The following is a 15064-nucleotide window of genomic DNA, read 5'->3' as shown; positions in this document are numbered from 1 at the left end:
GGTCAGCCTCCCAGCGCGGTGGCCGCTATCGGCACCGCGACCGCCGCGATGGCAGTCGAGACCAGCGTCATCGCGATGACGGTTCCGGCGTGACGGCCGTGGATCTCCGACTGCCGCCGCTCCATCCACAGCTGTGCTCCGGCCGCGATGAGCCGAGCCAGCAATACCAGCTCGCACCCCCACAGCAGCCACGAAAGAAGCTGTCGGAGTGTCCGATTCACCTCCGGGTTCAGCTCGGAGGCCGCCCACATCAACGTGCTCGTCATGGTGATCGCCTCGTCCGGCTAGGTGGTGAGCACGACGGTGTTGAGGATGGTCGAGGCCGAAGTGGCCACGATGCCGCCGATCAACGCGGCGACGACCATCTTGGGGGATTCCAGGACGCCACCGGTCCAGCGTTCCCACGCGAATTTCCCTCCCGCGTAGGTGATTCCAGCGACGCCGGAGAGCATCACGCCCCATAGCAGCCACCGCACCAACCGGATGATGGCGTTCGATCCGGGTGGGGCCTCCGAGGTGATCGGCTCGATGGCGGAGATGCTCATCGTGAGGAACTCATGGATTGTGTTCATGACGGCAGCCCTCCTTCCTGAGTGGTGGCGGATCCGGATTGCTCTACGAGCGTGAGGATTTCGCGCTCGATCTCCGCGACGTCGGACGGCACTGAGGTGTCGCGCCAGCTGAGGTCTTCGCTGCTGCGGCCGAACATCCGCAGCGGTTGCTGAATGAACTCCTCATGCCACCGGACCCGCCACACTCGGTCCGTCAAAGCCCCATACAGGGCCAGGTCGCGGCGGATTACTGTCGACATCCGGCCGGGGCGGGCCGCGACCGTGACCAATCCCAAAACCGTGCAGCCGCCCGCGAGTTCGGCGTGATGCTGGCGCAGCAGGGCATCGGCTGCGGCCAGACCGGTCACGGTCTCACGTGCCACCAGCACCACGAACTTCGATTCGTCGGCGACAGGAGCCGGCCACGCCCGCCCGCAATCGGCGGCCTGCGACCACATCCACGCCAGCGTGCTCACCCCGGCCCCGCCGTGAGCACCGAGGAGCCAGAACGATGGAACCTTGCCGTCGATCGTTTGGGCGGGACACGGTCCGATCATGACCTCAGCACGCTGTGCGGCTGGGGGAGCGACCACCGCACGTGGCGGGAGCCGACGGCACAGGAGCCCGGCGGATCTCATCGTGCATCGCCACCGTGCGAGGCGGCGATATCCTCGGCCACCGCGGTCAGCCACTCTACTGTCGCCGCTGTCGCGGTGGTGCCGGAGTCAGTCGGCGTGGTCTGGTAGGACACGTGCCGGGCGACGGTGTCGCTGAACTTCGTCCACGTGGCCAGATCCAGCAACTCCTTGTTATCGGTCACGTTCTGCTCGACCGCGGTGAACGCCTGCTGCACCAGCCGACTCGTGGTCGCCGGTGGCATCACCTCCGGGACGGCCGCCGCAAGCTTCTGACCGAACAGCGCGATCGCCGCGCCCGGATTGGCCAGCCCGGCCGATACCAGCTCGGTGATGTTCGCTGGGGTCAGCAGCGTTTGGGCGAGCGTCGTCACCGCGTTCAATCCGATCGTGGCGACCTTGAACAGCGCGCGGATCGTTGCATCGGTGTCGACCGTTGTGCGCGGATCGGAGGCTTCGGCGACCCGCTCCGACAACGACTTCTTCGGATTCAGCGACAAGCTCGCCAGTGAGGTGCCCGTGACGTCCTCGTCCGTGACCGTGACAGCGGTCTTGAAGGCCGTGAACGCCAATGCTTCCGACACCGACTGCAACGCCTTGAGCGGATCGCTCAGGTCGGATTGCCCGACCAGGTTGGTCACCACCCGAAGGATCGGCGCACCGCTGGGGGCGTCACACGCGAGATCGCCTGTCGTACACCACGACGCGACCCGGCCGGTCAGGGATCCGAAATCTGTGGCGACGTCACGCTCGGGACCTATACCACCGCCGGTGGCAGTCGCCTCCGACATCGGTGTCACTGATCGAACTGCGTCACCGGAGGTTCCCGGTGCAGCGTCGGGGACGTTTCTGCCCGGAGCACCGGGGAACAGCGGCGCATTCGGGTTACGAGTCGGGTCAGCGAAAAGCGCCACCGCGGCAACGCGATCCGCGGGAACTGATCCGCCGCCGCGGCCGACTTCTTGGGCGAACATCGACGCGACATGGGCGCCCTGCGAGTACCCGACGATCGCGAGGTACGAAGTCGGGCAGCGACTCAACTGGTCGGTGGCCAACTCCCGCAGGTTCTTGAGCCCGGTAGCCACCGATTCGGAGTACGGCTCGGAACTCCCCGACGTCGCGCCACCGAATCCGGCCGGATATGCGACATACAAACGGTCGGCCTTGCCGGCCGCGCGAACCATCAATGGGGTCAACACGTTATCTCCGAGAAACCCGGTATCGGTGCGCGCATCTGCATCCGGCGCGGATTCACCGGTCCCCTGCACTCCCAACGCGATCAACCCGGGGCATCCGCCGCTCTCCGTGGATTCAGCGGCTGCAACTCCCGCACTGACCCCCGCGGCTACCAAACTTGTCGCGATGGCCGCGCTCAGACCACGCGAAACGACGCACGCTCGAACGATTCTCCTGGGACGCCTCATGGCATGCCTCCTTCCACCTCCGAACCCCCACGCAGGCAAGCGTTTTGGAGAATCGGCCCGGCATGATGGCGCGAGCGATCCGTCAACGCCCTGCCGCAGCGGCAGAGGATGTGTGCGATTGATCGGTGAAAGAAATGCGCGCGCCAGTCCCACTCGAGTACGCGGGAAGGGAGATCACGCCTTCAGGTACTGCCACCGCAGATCCCTGGAAAGGTCAGTCACGAGGCGACTATCGAGCCAGTTACATTTGCTGCAATGTCGCTGTCGTGCTGAGGGCTCCAGATTAGAACCACTCGGTGATCTGTGCAACAAATTCTTCGAATATGCCGATTGAGCCTGTGCTGGACAACGTCGATATGTGTTCCCGTGTGACTCAGCACTGACATTTCGTGCAGAGTCCGTCGATGCCCACCGAAGGAGTGGCAGACCGGGCGTAGCGTGGCGCCGACACCTTTTGTCGGGCGATTCTCGAGGGGACGAAAGGCGGCGATGAATACATCGCAACCGTCAGAGGGGGACGAGGACTTGGAAGATCAGGCGGATGCTGGCCGGAGCAATGCAGCAAGCGGCTCAGGTAAGAAGGCTTGGTGCCTGTTTCCGCTGCTGGGGATCGTCGCAATCGTGGTGTTGCTGAGGCAATGCGGATCCCATGAGAACTCCAAGAGCTCTGATCGGCCACCGGCGTCGACGGCAACGGCGCGGTTCAGTCCGGATGAGCAGGCGGCCCTGGACGCGCTGCATGGCGCGTGTCGTGAGGACGACGCGAAGCTTGACGCCGAGGCAAAGAAGGCGAACGAATTGCTCCAGCAGGCCGGCATTCACGACGAAAACACAGTCACCGTGCTGCAGCACCTTCGTGGTTCACTGCCCGATAGTGCGCCCGTGATGAACTGTGCTGAAATCCTCGGTGCCTATATCACACTGCGAGAGAAGGGGATTGGTTAGAAGGACTCGGTCCCTCGTCGTTGTTGATCCGGATCGGGCCCGGCGTTGGCCACGCTCCCCTTCGAGTCGTTCGCGTTCGATGCGGGCCGCGATTCTCTGCACGGTCAGGTGCTCATGCGCCTGAGTGTGTGGGTTGACCGGGCTCATCGTTCCCGTGAGCCGAGGTAGCAGCCACACGGCCAACGAGCCCACGGTGATGCCGATCAGGAAGGACCAGAAGATGGCGGACATCATGCTCTCCTTGGTGGCATATCTATTGCGGTAAGACCGAATTCATCACGCCCTGCCCGTGGCCTCGGGTGGCGCGACAGGTAGGCGCCGTCGCCCGGTGGAGATCTCGTCCTTCAGGTCGTCGTAGCCAACGGCCAATTCCGCCAGGCGCTCCCACGAATCCCATAGTTCCCATTCGTGGGTGCCCGTCAGCGCGGCGTTGGCGTGCACCGTGAACATCGCCAACCGGTCGATCACCGCCCCAAGGGTTTCGGTGTGCAGCCGAGCGCAGCCCAGCGGCTGTATCAGCTCACGAGCAACCCACCTGTCAATGTTGTGGATCAGCTCGACACGGCGATTGTCGATCGATTCCCGTGCGGCCCCATTCGGGTTGAGCAGCTGCTCGTGGGCGAGTGCCAGCTCGGCGGCCCACTGAAGCAGTGGGTGGTCACCCGGTGTGTCTCCCCGGCACGCCGACAAGATCTGATTCTTGGTTGGCAAGAGCTCCATAACGCTCACCCCTACGAGGCGCACGGGATATCCGGAGGTCGGCGGGAGGTGTCGACCGGCTGGGTCTGAAATAGACTTCTATTTTGGGCTTGCGAATCAAGAGTACAACTGGACTTCTATTTTGGGAATGTATTCTGTGGTTGCTCTTGAAGGTGTTCGCGGCTCACGCCAGGCTGGTCGACGATTGAGCAGAGGAGCAGTGCGATGGAAAGCCCCACGATCCAGCGGCGTCGGCTCGGGCTCGCCCTCAAACGTGCTCGCGAGGCGGCGGGGAAGACGCAGGACGAGGCTGCGAAGGCCATCGACTCCGCGGCCAGCAAGATCAGCCGGTTGGAGATGGGCCAGAGCGGCATCAAGCTGACGGATCTAGGGATACTTCTGGAGCTCTACGGCGTAGCCGGCGACGACGCCGAGTCGATGAAGCAGCTCGCCCGCGCTGGCAGACAACGTGGCCGATGGAGCGGTGTCCGATCGATCCCGGACTGGTTCCGTCGCTACATCGATCTCGAAACCGATGCGAGCGAGATCAAGTGGTATCAGCACGAAGTCATCCCCGGCATCTTCCAGACCGAGGCCTACATCCGCGCCATGCTGCTGAGTGGTCAACCGCGGGCAGCCGATGACGAGATCGAGAAGGTCATCGAGGTGCGGCTCGAGCGACAAAAGGTACTCGACCAGCGTCGCAAGACGGTCAGCGCGATTCTCAGTGAATCCGCGCTGCGAAGGATGGTGGGCGACGAAAGGGTCATGCGCGATCAACTCCGCCACCTAGCCGAGATCGCACAGTCCCCGCGCGTAGCCATTCAGGTTCTGCCGTTCAACGCGAAGAGCGTCGGCGACGCCTGGGCACACTTCATCCTCCTGCGATTTGCCGACGACGCGACCTCGGACGTGGTGTACCTCGACGGCTACGCCGACGCCGACTACATCGACCGCCCGGAGACCGTGCGGGCGTACGCTCAGCTGTGGGACAGGTTGCAGGCGGTCGCGCTCGGTCCGGTCGAATCCCGCAATCTGATTCTGAAAGTTGCTGAGGAGAGAAAGGATTGAGCATGGCCACGGCAGGGTCGTCCGGTGGAGGCTGGCGAAAGAGCACCTATAGCGGAAGCAACGGCGGTGCCTGTGTGGAAGTTCTGTTCGACGGCCCCATTGTTCGTATCCGTGACAGCAAGTACATCGGAAACCCGTTGTGCCAGCCCGAAATTGCTGTGAGCGCCGTCGCGTGGGCGACCTTCCTCGAAGTTGTCTGGAGCGAGGAATCCAGGCCCCTTGTATCAGACGTCCCGTCGGTTGAGATCCACTCCCGCGGAACGGTCTTGCGGGACGTGCCCGGCACGACGCTGGAGTACACAAGCGAGGAGTGGAAGGCGTTTCTGGCCGGGGTTCGCGACGGCGAATTCGGATGCACCTTCGAGGATCAGAGGGTCTGAGACCTCAGACGATCTCATCGCTGTCCGCATCTGCGTGACGGTACCTACGCAGTATGGTCAGCGACGATTGCGGAGCATTCCGGCGTCGTTGAGTACGACACGGACATCGTCGATGAAGCCGGCAGTGTCGACGAGGCCGAAGGCGGCGTGCTGCAGGACGAAACCGTGCAGCAACGCCATCACTACCCGGGCTCCGCGATCGGGATCCAGTTCGGCCGCAACGCTTCCTGCTCGCTGACCACTGCGCAGCGCCTGCGTGATGCGTTCGCGAACCTGTTCGAAGCCCGCGACGGCCTGCTGTCGCAGCCCTTCGTTGCGCAGTAGCTCGCCCCACGCCTGGACGGCACAGCGCAGGAGTTCGTCGACGGGAGCGGATCGGCCCGCCGCGTCGACGGCGAGGTCGCCGCTTACCGGATCGACGGCTGCCGCAACCAGATCGGCGACCGTGACGTCGGCGGTGTCGGCGAGTTGCTCGACCGGAGCGAATATCACCCGGAAGGCATCGCCGGCGATCTCGACGATGATCTCCTCCTTACCGGCGAAGTAGCGGTAGGGGGCACCCACCGAGACGCCTGCTTCGGCGGCGATATCGGGCATCGAGGTCTGGTGGAAACCGTCCCGGGAGAAACAACGACGCGCCGCTGCCACGATCAGCGCCCGGTTCGCCTCCCGATGTTCGGCAGTGATGCGCGGCATGGTCCAGCTCCCTTCCAAAAAATGAATGACCATTCGCCTTGACGATAGCCGATGCCCTCGCCATCCTGAAAGTGAAAGGTCGTTCACGGAAACGGCTACCGAGGAGAGAGGGTCTGTCATGACCGATCTGAAGCTCGACCTAGGCGTCTATCGGTATGAGCACACCGAACCGCTGTTCGACGGGCGAGTCACGATCGCCGGCGCCGATGTCACCCTGCACACCTCGCCGCTGATCTCCGACGTGTTCCACCGCATGGCGGCCGGCGAATTGGATATCGCCGAGTTCGGGCTGACCTACTTCCTGCGCATGTTCGACTTGGATGATTCGCCGTTCCTGGCCCTGCCGATCTTCCCGAACCGCAACTTCCGGCACGCGGCACTGTTCGTCAACACCGACAGCGGGATCGAGAAGCCGGAGGATCTCGCGGGCAGGACGGTCGGGGAGTTCGCGCTGTGGGGCAGCGATCCCGGCGTGTGGATGAAGGGCGTCCTGGCCGAGGAGTACGGCGTCACACTCGATCAGATGCGCTGGGTGATCGGCGGCACCGACCACCCGATCCCGCCCTTCGACTGGGTGCCGCTACCCGTACCGGACGGCGTCGAGGTCCGTCACACCGAGGGCGACCAGACCCTGGCCGCGATGCTGGAAGCGGGTGAAATCGATGCATTGTTGTCGGTCGATGTCCCCGCGGCCCTGCTCGACGGATCGACGAAGAAGATCCGGCGGCTGTTCGTCGACTACGAGTCCGTCGAGCGCGGCTACTACCGGCGCACCGGCATTCACCCGATGATGCATATCGTCGCGATACGCCGAGAATTGGCCGCGGAACCCGGCCTGGTGCAGTCGGTGTACCGCGCCTTCGACGAGGCGAAAGACATTGTGCAGGAATACTATCGGGCCGGTGCAGCCAAGCAGCACATGTCCGTGATCACCCCGTGGTTCAGCGAGCTGTTCGCGGAGAACCGCGCGCTGATGGGTGAGGACTGGTGGCCCTACGGTCTCGACGCCAACCGCAAGGCCGTCGACACCTTCCTGCGCTACCACTACGAGCAGGGACTGTCCCAGCGGCTGCTCACTTCCGAGGATATCTTCGTCCCCGGCATCGAGTGGGACACCTTGCGCGCCAACGGTGCCACCGTATGAGCGGGGCGACGCTGCACGTGGGCACGATGCCCTACGAGACCACGCAGGCGCTGCTCGACGGGAGTGTCACCTTCGCCGGAGTTCCGGCGCGCGTCGACACCGCAGACCTCGCCTCGGACATCTTCCGCCGCATGGTGCGCGATCGAGAGTTCGACGTGGCAGAGCTGGGCTTGACCGTCTATCTCCGCACGCTGGGCTCCGACGAGTCACCGTTCGTCGCGATCCCTGCCTTTCCCGCGCGGATCTTTCGACACTCGGCCATCTTCGTCAATACCGCGAGCGGGATCTCCCGGCCCGAAGACCTGGCAGGTAAGACCGTGGGGGAGTTCGGAATGTACGGGCAGGACTCGGGAGTCTGGGCCAAAGGGATGCTCTCCGACGACTACGGCGTAACCCCGGACAAGTGTCGCTGGGTGATCGGCGGCCTGGACCGGCCGATGCCGCCGTTCGACTTCGTACCCCATCCACACCCCGCAGACGTTCAGGTGGAGCAGGCGCCGCCGGGCCGCTCCCTGGGCGCGATGCTCGACAGCGGCGAGATCGATGCGCTCATCTCCTCCAACGCTCCACAATGTGTGCTGGACGGATCGCGCCATGTAGCACGGCTGTTCCCCGACCACGAAGTTGTCGAGCGGGACTACTACCGACGCACGGGGATCTTCCCGATCATGCACACCGTCGTGCTGCCCCGGTCGCCGGTCGCCGCCCACCCCGGCCTGGCCCGAACCGTCTACGAGGCATACCTGGCAGCCAAGAATGCGGGCATGGACAGGTATCGCACCGGCCGCAAGGTCTACCAGGTCCGCACCATGCTGCCGTGGACCAACGCCCTATTCGAGCGCAACGCCGAGCTCTTCCCAGCCGACTGGTGGCCCTATGGCCTCGACGCCAACCGCGCGACCATCGATACCTTCCTCCGGTACCACTTCGAACAAGGATTGTCGGCTCGTCGCCTGACCTGTGAAGAGCTGTTCACTCCGGAACTCCTCGGCACCTGAGGAAGCGTTCCTCGAAATGGATCTCTCGGTAATGGAGTCCCTCGGCGATCCTGTTGCACCCCAACGCCAATTTAGGACGCAGGCACAGCGGCAGCAGGCGGCGGGTCGTCGTCCCAGGAGATCTTCAACTCCGGTTCCGAGAGCCGCAGTCCGATGTAGGCCTTCGCATCGACCAACGCGCGGTCATGGCCGGCGGAGGTCAGGACGTCGTGACCGATGCCCAGTCTGGTCATAACTGCCTCGATCCGTTGGCCGGCGAGTGCCCGGAACTTCAGGTCAGTGTCGCGGGGCTTGTTGTCGCCGAGCGGCTTGTCCGGGTCGAGCACCGTGCGGAGGACCAAGTCGTAGTTCTGGCTGTGGCTGACCACGAGCTCTTCGAGGTGCTTGATCCGCTGCGGATCAGGCTGGCGGCCACTGTATTCCAGCGCCGCTTCGTAGTACCCGAGGGCATCCGGGACGCCCCGGTCGATCAGGACTACGTCAGCGTGGAGCCAAGCCTCCAGCTCGTTGGAGATTCCGCGCGTCATGATCCACAGCGTGGACGCCCACGTGTGCTGGTCGAGGATCGGCAGCCCTGCTTTGAGGGCGTGGTAGCCGAGGTCGGCGACGGTAGCGACTTCAATCCTGTTGCGCCGCAATTCCTCCTCTAGTCGCTCGAGAAACGTTGTCTTGCCGGTGGAGTGCGTTCCCATCACGGCAACCGTGATGGGGCGGTCCACCTCGTTCGGTGCGCTCACCACAATCCGCCTTCAGGCTCGGCTGGCTTCACGAACTCGGGCAGGCCGGCCGCCTGAACGAGTGCGTCCCAGTCGAGTTCGACGTCGCGGACGAGGCGGCACAGCAGTTGCCAGGCGGCCCAGGCGTCGTATCCGGCGCGGTGATACGCCTGGTCGTCGTCCAAACCGTGCATGTCCAGCGCGGCGTGTTCGATGAGCTTGTCGAGCGAGTAGCTTTTCAGTCCCGGCCATATCTTCTTGGCCAGCCGCAGCGTGTCGAGGACCATCAGCGGTTTCCATTCGGGCAGGTGGGCCGACAGCACCTTGTGTTCGACGGTCGCGTTGTGCGCCACCAGGGTTCGTCCGAACATGACGCGGCCGATCGTGGGCGACACCTGCTCCCATGGCGGGCATTGGGCGACGTCGTCGTTCGTGATGCCGTGCACCTTGCGCGTCACGATCGGCGTGATCGGGTTCTTCGGCCGCACCAGCCACGAGCGGACCTCATCCAGGCTGACGACCGTCCCCGCCGCTGGGACGATCGCAATCTCGATGATCTCCGGCGGAGTCTGGCCGTTGCCCTCGACGTCCACGACAGCGATGTCGTGTCCGCGCAGGGCGGCGGGGATCTCCGTAAACGCGGTGGTCACAGCTTCTCCTTGGTCGCGGGCCAGCCGATATCGGCGCGGCCGTGATGATGCGGGATGTGCGGCCTATCGACGTCGTGCACCTGGTAACCCAGGCCGTGCTGCATCAGGTAACGCGGTGGTTCATTGAGACCGGAGACCACGATCGCGCGGTCGTTGATCTCGATCAGCTTGCCACCGAGCTGCTGGGCGAATTCGTCGACCTCGGCTTCCTCGGGCCGCCGCCATGCTTCGGCGCAGCGCTTGATCTGCGCGACGGGGCAGATGTCGCACAGTTCGCGGATGCCGTAGTGGCCGTTGTAGTCAGCGACTCGGTGAGCGTATGTCACACCGCATGAGGTCTTCCGGAACAACGGAGAACCCGTGCCGAATTTGTCTGCGGCGGTGAGGATGCGGTGTTCGAGGTCTTCGGGGAAGATCTTGCGGCGCGGCCCCTCCAGGTACGGTTCAGGGAGTCCGTTCTCGCGGTAGTAGTCGCGGATCTCGCCCTTGAAGAACAGGCCGGTGAAGACCGTCGCGTGGGCGTGGTGGCTCAACGCCAGTCCCCGGCGCAGATGGTCGTCGGAGTCGTTGAGGCCCGGAACGATCGGCCGCCAGTAGTGCACCACCCGATATCGGCCTGCGTGCTCGAACGCGGTTCGAAGTGATGTCGCGGCGATCTGCGAGTCGACGGGCTCGATGCGTTCGTTGTCGATGCCGGAGTTCGTGACCAGGATGGTCAGGCGAATGTTGTTGAAGCTGTTGAGGATCGCGCAGTCTTCGGGGTCGATTCGCCAGCGGGTGATCATCAGGACGTGATTGGTGAGCGTCTCGTTGTCGAGCAGCCGCAGCATCTCGAACAGGTGCGGTTTGACGCGCGGCAGCATCGGGTCGGTGGCCCGATTCAGCAGCTGGATCGGGGTGACGTGCGGTCGGAAGAATCGGTGGGTCAGCAAGCGGACGACCGCGGCTTCTTCGTCGATGAGCCGTCGCGGCACCTTCATCTCGAAGTTGTGGAAGAAGTGCCGCACGCAGTAGGAGCAGTCGAGTGGGCAGCCGATGATCCAGTTGACGCTCAAGCCGGATTTGCGGTATTCGATGATCTCCGCCAGCGCCGGTTGCAGTTCAACCTGCTGCCGCCCGGTCAGAATCGGCAGCGGCCGTCCGATGACGAATTCTTCGATCGGGCTGGTGGTCATCGCTGCGCTCCGTTCATCTCGGGCAGCTCGCCGGTCGCGCGCCTCGCATAGGTCGTCTCCGGATCAACCGTGATGACATCGGCGACTTGCACCAGCTCCGGCGGAACTTCGTGCCGGTCGAAGTGTTGAGGCCCGGGAACGATGACGGCCTCAGCCCCCAGATTTCGAACGACGTTGACCAACCGCTGAATCGGCTCGTGAGTGTGTTCGCTGAATGCGACGGTTTTTCGGAGGTTGTAACCGAGTCTGGCTGCGAGACTTCGCATTCGAGTCTCGTCCCATTGCTGGCTGTGTCCGCTGACATCGGTGCGGAGATAGCCGATTGCCATCGGAATAGTTCTCGTCATGATTGCCCTCGAAGTGCGTAGTGGCGGCTACTTCCTTCGAGGGAACCTCGACCGCGACCAGGGCGGAAAGGTGGCAAGTCCTGCGGAAAACCGACTTGCCACCTCCCGATCGGCAAGAATGAGCGCATGTCAGGGGCGGCGAAGCGTGACCCGGGGAACGACGAAGACCGGCAGCTTGCAGCCGTCGCCAACAGCTTGGCGCGCGAAATCCGACGGCTCAGGAAGGCCGCAAACCTCAGTCAGCGCCAACTCGCGACCCGGATCGGCTACTCGCGCCAGTACGTGTCCATGACCGAATGGGAGGATTCCAATCTTCCATCCCTGGAGCTAATCTCGGCGATCGACGATGCACTCGGCACCGGCGGCGCATTGGTCGCGATGCGGGCGAAAGCCAAGCGCGACCAGCAGATTGGCCGCAAACAACCCCAACCTGCCTCAGCACCTTCGAGCGCGCTGGGTGGCGACTCGGTCTTGTTGCCGGTCATCGTCAACGGACTGGTGGTGCATGTGCCACTCGATCCGCGTGTACTAGCCGAAGCTGCGACCGAGCCTTTCTGGCCGGTCGGTGAATCTGACGAGGATACGGTGATCGGGCGTCGATCGTTCATTGCGCAGGGGTTCGCTGCCGCGACAGCGTCGGCATTCAAACCCAACGGAGCCTTGCGCTCAGACCCTGTCGACTCACTCATTCAATCCAGGAGGATCACTGATCAGACCATCACGGGCTTCACCGACGTGACGCGGCTGCTGGCAAGCCAGCGGCAAAGCATCGCACCCGATGCTCTGGTGAGCGTCCTGTCTGCACATCGAGATACGGTTGCGACCCTCTTTCGGGCCGCCCAAGACGATCGAGTCAAACGTCGGCTCGGGTTGGTGTTGGGCGAGACCTCGATCGTCGAGAGTCGCTTGTGGAGCGCTCTCGGGGATCGTCCTATGGCACTGGCGAATTGCGCGTTCGCGCGGAAACTCGCCGACGAACTCGAAGACCCGTTCTTGGGTGGGATGGCGCGCATCTTCGAGAGCAATCTCAGGTCTGACGCGGCCACTCTGATCGGCTCCGATGGCGACATCGTGATCGGGCTTCGGATGCTCAGCGAAGCCGCAGCCTTCGGGGACGTACTGCCACCGTCGGCGCGAGCGAGGATCGCTGCGGAACAGGCGCAGGCCTACGCGGTGCTCGAGCTCCCCAGAGAATGTCAGGATGCGCTGAACCGAGCCGATCGTGCCGTCAACGAAATCGGCGACGCCGATCGAACCGGCTTGTTCAGCGACTGGAGCACGGCTCGCCTGCGCGTCTACGAGGGAACCTGCTGGGTCTTCCTCAACGAACCTCGGAAAGCGATTACCGCACTCGAGGAGGCGCTGAAGGCAACCGGGGAACCAGACCGGAACGTCGCGCTGGCCGCGCAAGTCGACCTCGCCAGCGCTCACGTGCTGAATGGTGAACTGGAGGAGGGCTGCCGGATCATTGGTGAGACGTTCGAACGCCTAGCGGGAATGGGCAATCAGCGCGGAATCGAACGTGCCCGCCGAGCCATGGAGCGCTTGGCGCCATGGAAGACCGAGCGGCCCGTACGCGAGCTGGAAGAGCGAGTCGACAGCCTCAGTGTCTAGCGACCGAGGCCCGTCAGCGAATTCGCCAGGGCAACAACTTCATCCGGCACCATGGCCTCCACAATCGCATCCGGCGAATGCTGTTCCAGCTCCTCACGACTGGCTCGATGAGTCACGACGATGACATGAAATCCTGCGTGCCGGGCACAGGCGATGTCGTTCGGCGCATCACCGATAACCACAGTCCGGGCAGGATCCAACGGCTCGCCATACTTCGCCAGGAACCGCTCAGCGATGACTGTGGGCAGATCGAATCTCGCGCGCGCGTCCGACCCGAAGCCGCCGATATCGAGATCCAGATGGCGATCCAGCCCATTGACACGGAGCTTCACCTCCGCGGCCGACCGCAGGTTCCCCGTCAGCACCGTCTGGATGAACCCGCGCTTATCCAGGCCGGCAATCGTGTCCGCTACGCCGGGATAAGCGGGCTGGTCGCGAGCCAACTCCGCCTCACCTTCGGCCATGACCTCGTCAAGCACCTGATGGAAGCGCTGGACCCCTCGCTCCGCGGCCTCCGCCGGAACACCGGAGGCGAGAGCTGTGTCCACAACGATGGATTCATCGGTGTAGCCGTGAACCCGCGCCGCCGGGAAGACGACGTCTGCTTCCGCGATGGAGTACGTCCGAGCAACTGCCCTACGGAGCCACCGCAAATCGGCCGGAATGAGAGTGCCGTCGACGTCCCAAACGATGAGTCCCGCGTGCTCCACACCCATACCGCGCATTCTGGCAGAGGCGCGGACTGCGCGCTGAGCCCACGCATGACACCCTTGGTCATCTAGCGCGTCAAACTTCCTGGCAGGGTGGTACGGTCACGCTCCGACACGTCGGGCGGGGGTGTGGCCGACTGTCCCGAAGGGTTAGCCGAACTTGCCTGCGGCCCATACGATCGCTCTGAATTGGCTGACCGAGAGCGGCTGATGGACGGGGACGGCCGGGGCGGGTGGAGCGGGCTGGAAGGCGAAGAAGGTCGATGCGCAGCGGTGGCAGTAATAGCCGGCTGACCACGTGGCATATGCCGCCGGTCGGCCTCGCAGGATCCGCGTGGTCCGGCGGGAGCGGGAAGTCGTGACTGCGATGGCAATTGCGATTGGTGCCACGATCAGAACTGCCAGCATCACGCTGCCCATGACCGCTCCGGGCATAAGGGACGTATCGCCCTTGCTGACACTGTGCACCAGGATTCCTACGGGCGGGCCGAACCCGATCAATGCGAGAAAAGCGATTCCGACTGTCGCGCCGACGAGACAGCCGCTCGATGAGGGCAGTTCGGGAGTCGGGGCGGTGGCAGCGGCGAGAGCGGAGGTCTGGGTGCTGGTCGCTGAGGATGTGCCGAATACTGGAATGAACCCCGATGGCGTGTAGGCGAGCGCGGTGGTACTCGCAGCCGAGTGGATCGTGCTGACGCCCATGTCATGGATGGCCCGTATGCTCTGCACTCGGTCGATGGATCCGCAACCTGGACAATCGATCACCACGCAACCCCCTTAGCGCCTGACGATTGATCGATCGTAGCTCGGGTTTGCTCCCGGCATGCTGCTTGCGTGATTTTCAGCTGCCTTCGTGGGGATCGGGTGATGGAAGTGGGATCGAAGACTGCTGGGCTGTCCCTGCCCGACGGTGTTCAGACTCGTTAGCGTTGATCAGTTGGTTCAGGTGACGTACGGGCATTCCGGTCAGATCGGCAATATCAGCGACCTTTTCGCCGCGGGCGTGCCATTGCCGGAGGAGGTCTCCCTGCCTACGTCGCAACACAGCGAGCGCATCTCGGTAACTGACCTCAGCGGCGCGGAGCTGCTGTTCCAACAGTAGATACGCGGTGAGGTCGGCTTCATTGGCCTGCTCCCGTGCCATTCTCATTTGGCGATGGGCGGCCATAGCTTCGTGCGCCTGCTGACGGGCGCGCGTTGCTTCCTTCTTCGATGTCATGTGTTCTCCTCTCGCTAGTACTTCGGTTCGCCTCCTGCTGCGCGATGTGTCGCGCTGGTCATTCCTGGCGCGGTGAAATTAGTGATGACA

The 15064-nt window shown here is 63.7% G+C and carries 19 protein-coding genes; 6 read left to right on the top strand and 13 right to left on the bottom strand.

Annotated elements, in window-relative coordinates:
- Nucleotides 1–2: 2 nt before the first annotated feature.
- The 4 genes from VMT40_RS32290 to VMT40_RS32275 form a co-directional block, all read right to left on the bottom strand.
- The gene (locus tag VMT40_RS32290; RefSeq protein WP_326363059.1) at nucleotides 3–266 is read right to left on the bottom strand and encodes a hypothetical protein; all 264 of its coding nucleotides are present in this window, start codon (nucleotides 264–266) and stop codon (nucleotides 3–5) included.
- 18 nt (nucleotides 267–284) lie between these two features.
- The gene (locus tag VMT40_RS32285) at nucleotides 285–572 is read right to left on the bottom strand and encodes a hypothetical protein (RefSeq protein WP_326363058.1); all 288 of its coding nucleotides are present in this window, start codon (nucleotides 570–572) and stop codon (nucleotides 285–287) included.
- Nucleotides 569–1108 carry a DUF6668 family protein gene (locus tag VMT40_RS32280; protein ID WP_326363056.1) on the bottom strand — a complete coding sequence of 180 codons (540 nt, stop codon included), beginning with the start codon at nucleotides 1106–1108 and terminating at the stop codon, nucleotides 569–571. Before VMT40_RS32280 ends, VMT40_RS32285 begins: the two co-directional genes overlap by 4 nt.
- Nucleotides 1109–1185: 77 nt before the next feature.
- Entirely contained in the window at nucleotides 1186–2610 is a 1425-nt protein-coding gene (locus VMT40_RS32275; RefSeq protein ID WP_326363242.1) for a cutinase family protein, read from the bottom strand.
- Between the two features lie 525 nt (nucleotides 2611–3135).
- On the opposite strand from VMT40_RS32275, the gene VMT40_RS32270 reads away from it, so the two are divergent.
- Nucleotides 3136–3555: a hypothetical protein gene (locus VMT40_RS32270; protein ID WP_326363055.1), complete on the top strand. Its 420-nt coding sequence runs from the start codon at nucleotides 3136–3138 to the stop codon at nucleotides 3553–3555.
- Between the two features lie 276 nt (nucleotides 3556–3831).
- On the opposite strand, the gene VMT40_RS32265 is transcribed toward VMT40_RS32270, so the two are convergent.
- Entirely contained in the window at nucleotides 3832–4275 is a 444-nt protein-coding gene (locus tag VMT40_RS32265; protein ID WP_326363054.1) for a DUF4254 domain-containing protein, read from the bottom strand.
- A 204-nt stretch (nucleotides 4276–4479) separates the two neighbouring features.
- Here VMT40_RS32265 and VMT40_RS32260 point away from each other — a divergent pair, with 204 nt between their 5' ends.
- On the top strand, nucleotides 4480–5325 hold the full coding sequence (locus VMT40_RS32260) for a helix-turn-helix domain-containing protein (protein WP_326363052.1): 846 nt from the start codon (nucleotides 4480–4482) through the stop codon (nucleotides 5323–5325).
- 2 nt (nucleotides 5326–5327) lie between these two features.
- Nucleotides 5328–5705: a DUF397 domain-containing protein gene (locus tag VMT40_RS32255; protein ID WP_326363051.1), complete on the top strand. Its 378-nt coding sequence runs from the start codon at nucleotides 5328–5330 to the stop codon at nucleotides 5703–5705.
- 57 nt (nucleotides 5706–5762) lie between these two features.
- Here VMT40_RS32255 and VMT40_RS32250 read toward each other — a convergent pair whose 3' ends face one another.
- Nucleotides 5763–6521: a TetR/AcrR family transcriptional regulator gene (locus tag VMT40_RS32250; RefSeq protein WP_326363049.1), complete on the bottom strand. Its 759-nt coding sequence runs from the start codon at nucleotides 6519–6521 to the stop codon at nucleotides 5763–5765.
- Here VMT40_RS32250 and VMT40_RS32245 point away from each other — a divergent pair.
- Nucleotides 6520–7545, top strand: coding sequence for a PhnD/SsuA/transferrin family substrate-binding protein (locus tag VMT40_RS32245; protein WP_326363047.1), 1026 nt, complete (start codon nucleotides 6520–6522; stop codon nucleotides 7543–7545). The two genes, VMT40_RS32250 and VMT40_RS32245, sit on opposite strands and share 2 nt — an antisense overlap.
- Entirely contained in the window at nucleotides 7542–8543 is a 1002-nt protein-coding gene (locus VMT40_RS32240) for a 4,5-dihydroxyphthalate decarboxylase (RefSeq protein WP_326363046.1), read from the top strand. Before VMT40_RS32245 ends, VMT40_RS32240 begins: the two co-directional genes overlap by 4 nt.
- Before the next feature lie 71 nt (nucleotides 8544–8614).
- Here the strand turns inward: VMT40_RS32240 and VMT40_RS32235 are convergent, their stop codons facing one another.
- Genes VMT40_RS32235 through VMT40_RS32220 form a run of 4 tightly spaced genes read right to left on the bottom strand, consistent with a single transcriptional unit; the run spans nucleotide 8615 to nucleotide 11413 of the window.
- Complete coding sequence (locus VMT40_RS32235; protein ID WP_326363044.1) at nucleotides 8615–9280, bottom strand: AAA family ATPase; 666 nt, start codon at nucleotides 9278–9280, stop codon at nucleotides 8615–8617.
- Nucleotides 9277–9909, bottom strand: coding sequence for a 3'-5' exonuclease (locus tag VMT40_RS32230; RefSeq protein ID WP_326363042.1), 633 nt, complete (start codon nucleotides 9907–9909; stop codon nucleotides 9277–9279). Before VMT40_RS32230 ends, VMT40_RS32235 begins: the two co-directional genes overlap by 4 nt.
- Nucleotides 9906–11084: a radical SAM protein gene (locus VMT40_RS32225; protein WP_326363041.1), complete on the bottom strand. Its 1179-nt coding sequence runs from the start codon at nucleotides 11082–11084 to the stop codon at nucleotides 9906–9908. Before VMT40_RS32225 ends, VMT40_RS32230 begins: the two co-directional genes overlap by 4 nt.
- Nucleotides 11081–11413 (bottom strand): hypothetical protein, encoded by a 333-nt coding sequence (locus VMT40_RS32220; protein WP_326363039.1) that lies wholly within the window; start codon nucleotides 11411–11413, stop codon nucleotides 11081–11083. The genes VMT40_RS32225 and VMT40_RS32220 overlap by 4 nt, the downstream gene beginning before the upstream one ends.
- Nucleotides 11414–11557: 144 nt before the next feature.
- Here VMT40_RS32220 and VMT40_RS32215 point away from each other — a divergent pair, with 144 nt between their 5' ends.
- Complete coding sequence (locus tag VMT40_RS32215) at nucleotides 11558–13045, top strand: helix-turn-helix transcriptional regulator (protein WP_326363037.1); 1488 nt, start codon at nucleotides 11558–11560, stop codon at nucleotides 13043–13045.
- Here the strand turns inward: VMT40_RS32215 and VMT40_RS32210 are convergent.
- The 3 genes from VMT40_RS32210 to VMT40_RS32200 form a co-directional block, all read right to left on the bottom strand.
- Nucleotides 13042–13761 carry an HAD family hydrolase gene (locus tag VMT40_RS32210; protein ID WP_326363036.1) on the bottom strand — a complete coding sequence of 240 codons (720 nt, stop codon included), beginning with the start codon at nucleotides 13759–13761 and terminating at the stop codon, nucleotides 13042–13044. The two genes, VMT40_RS32215 and VMT40_RS32210, sit on opposite strands and share 4 nt — an antisense overlap.
- 144 nt (nucleotides 13762–13905) lie before the next feature.
- On the bottom strand, nucleotides 13906–14523 hold the full coding sequence (locus tag VMT40_RS32205; protein WP_326363035.1) for a hypothetical protein: 618 nt from the start codon (nucleotides 14521–14523) through the stop codon (nucleotides 13906–13908).
- Between the two features lie 73 nt (nucleotides 14524–14596).
- The gene (locus VMT40_RS32200; protein WP_326363033.1) at nucleotides 14597–14974 is read right to left on the bottom strand and encodes a hypothetical protein; all 378 of its coding nucleotides are present in this window, start codon (nucleotides 14972–14974) and stop codon (nucleotides 14597–14599) included.
- Nucleotides 14975–15064 lie beyond the last annotated feature (90 nt).

Source organism: Nocardia sp. CDC160 (assembly GCF_035818795.1).
Classification (GTDB): Bacteria; Actinomycetota; Actinomycetes; order Mycobacteriales; family Mycobacteriaceae; genus Nocardia.
The sequence above is the reverse complement of the archived record's forward strand: the minus strand, read 5'-3'. Positions and strand labels throughout refer to the sequence as shown.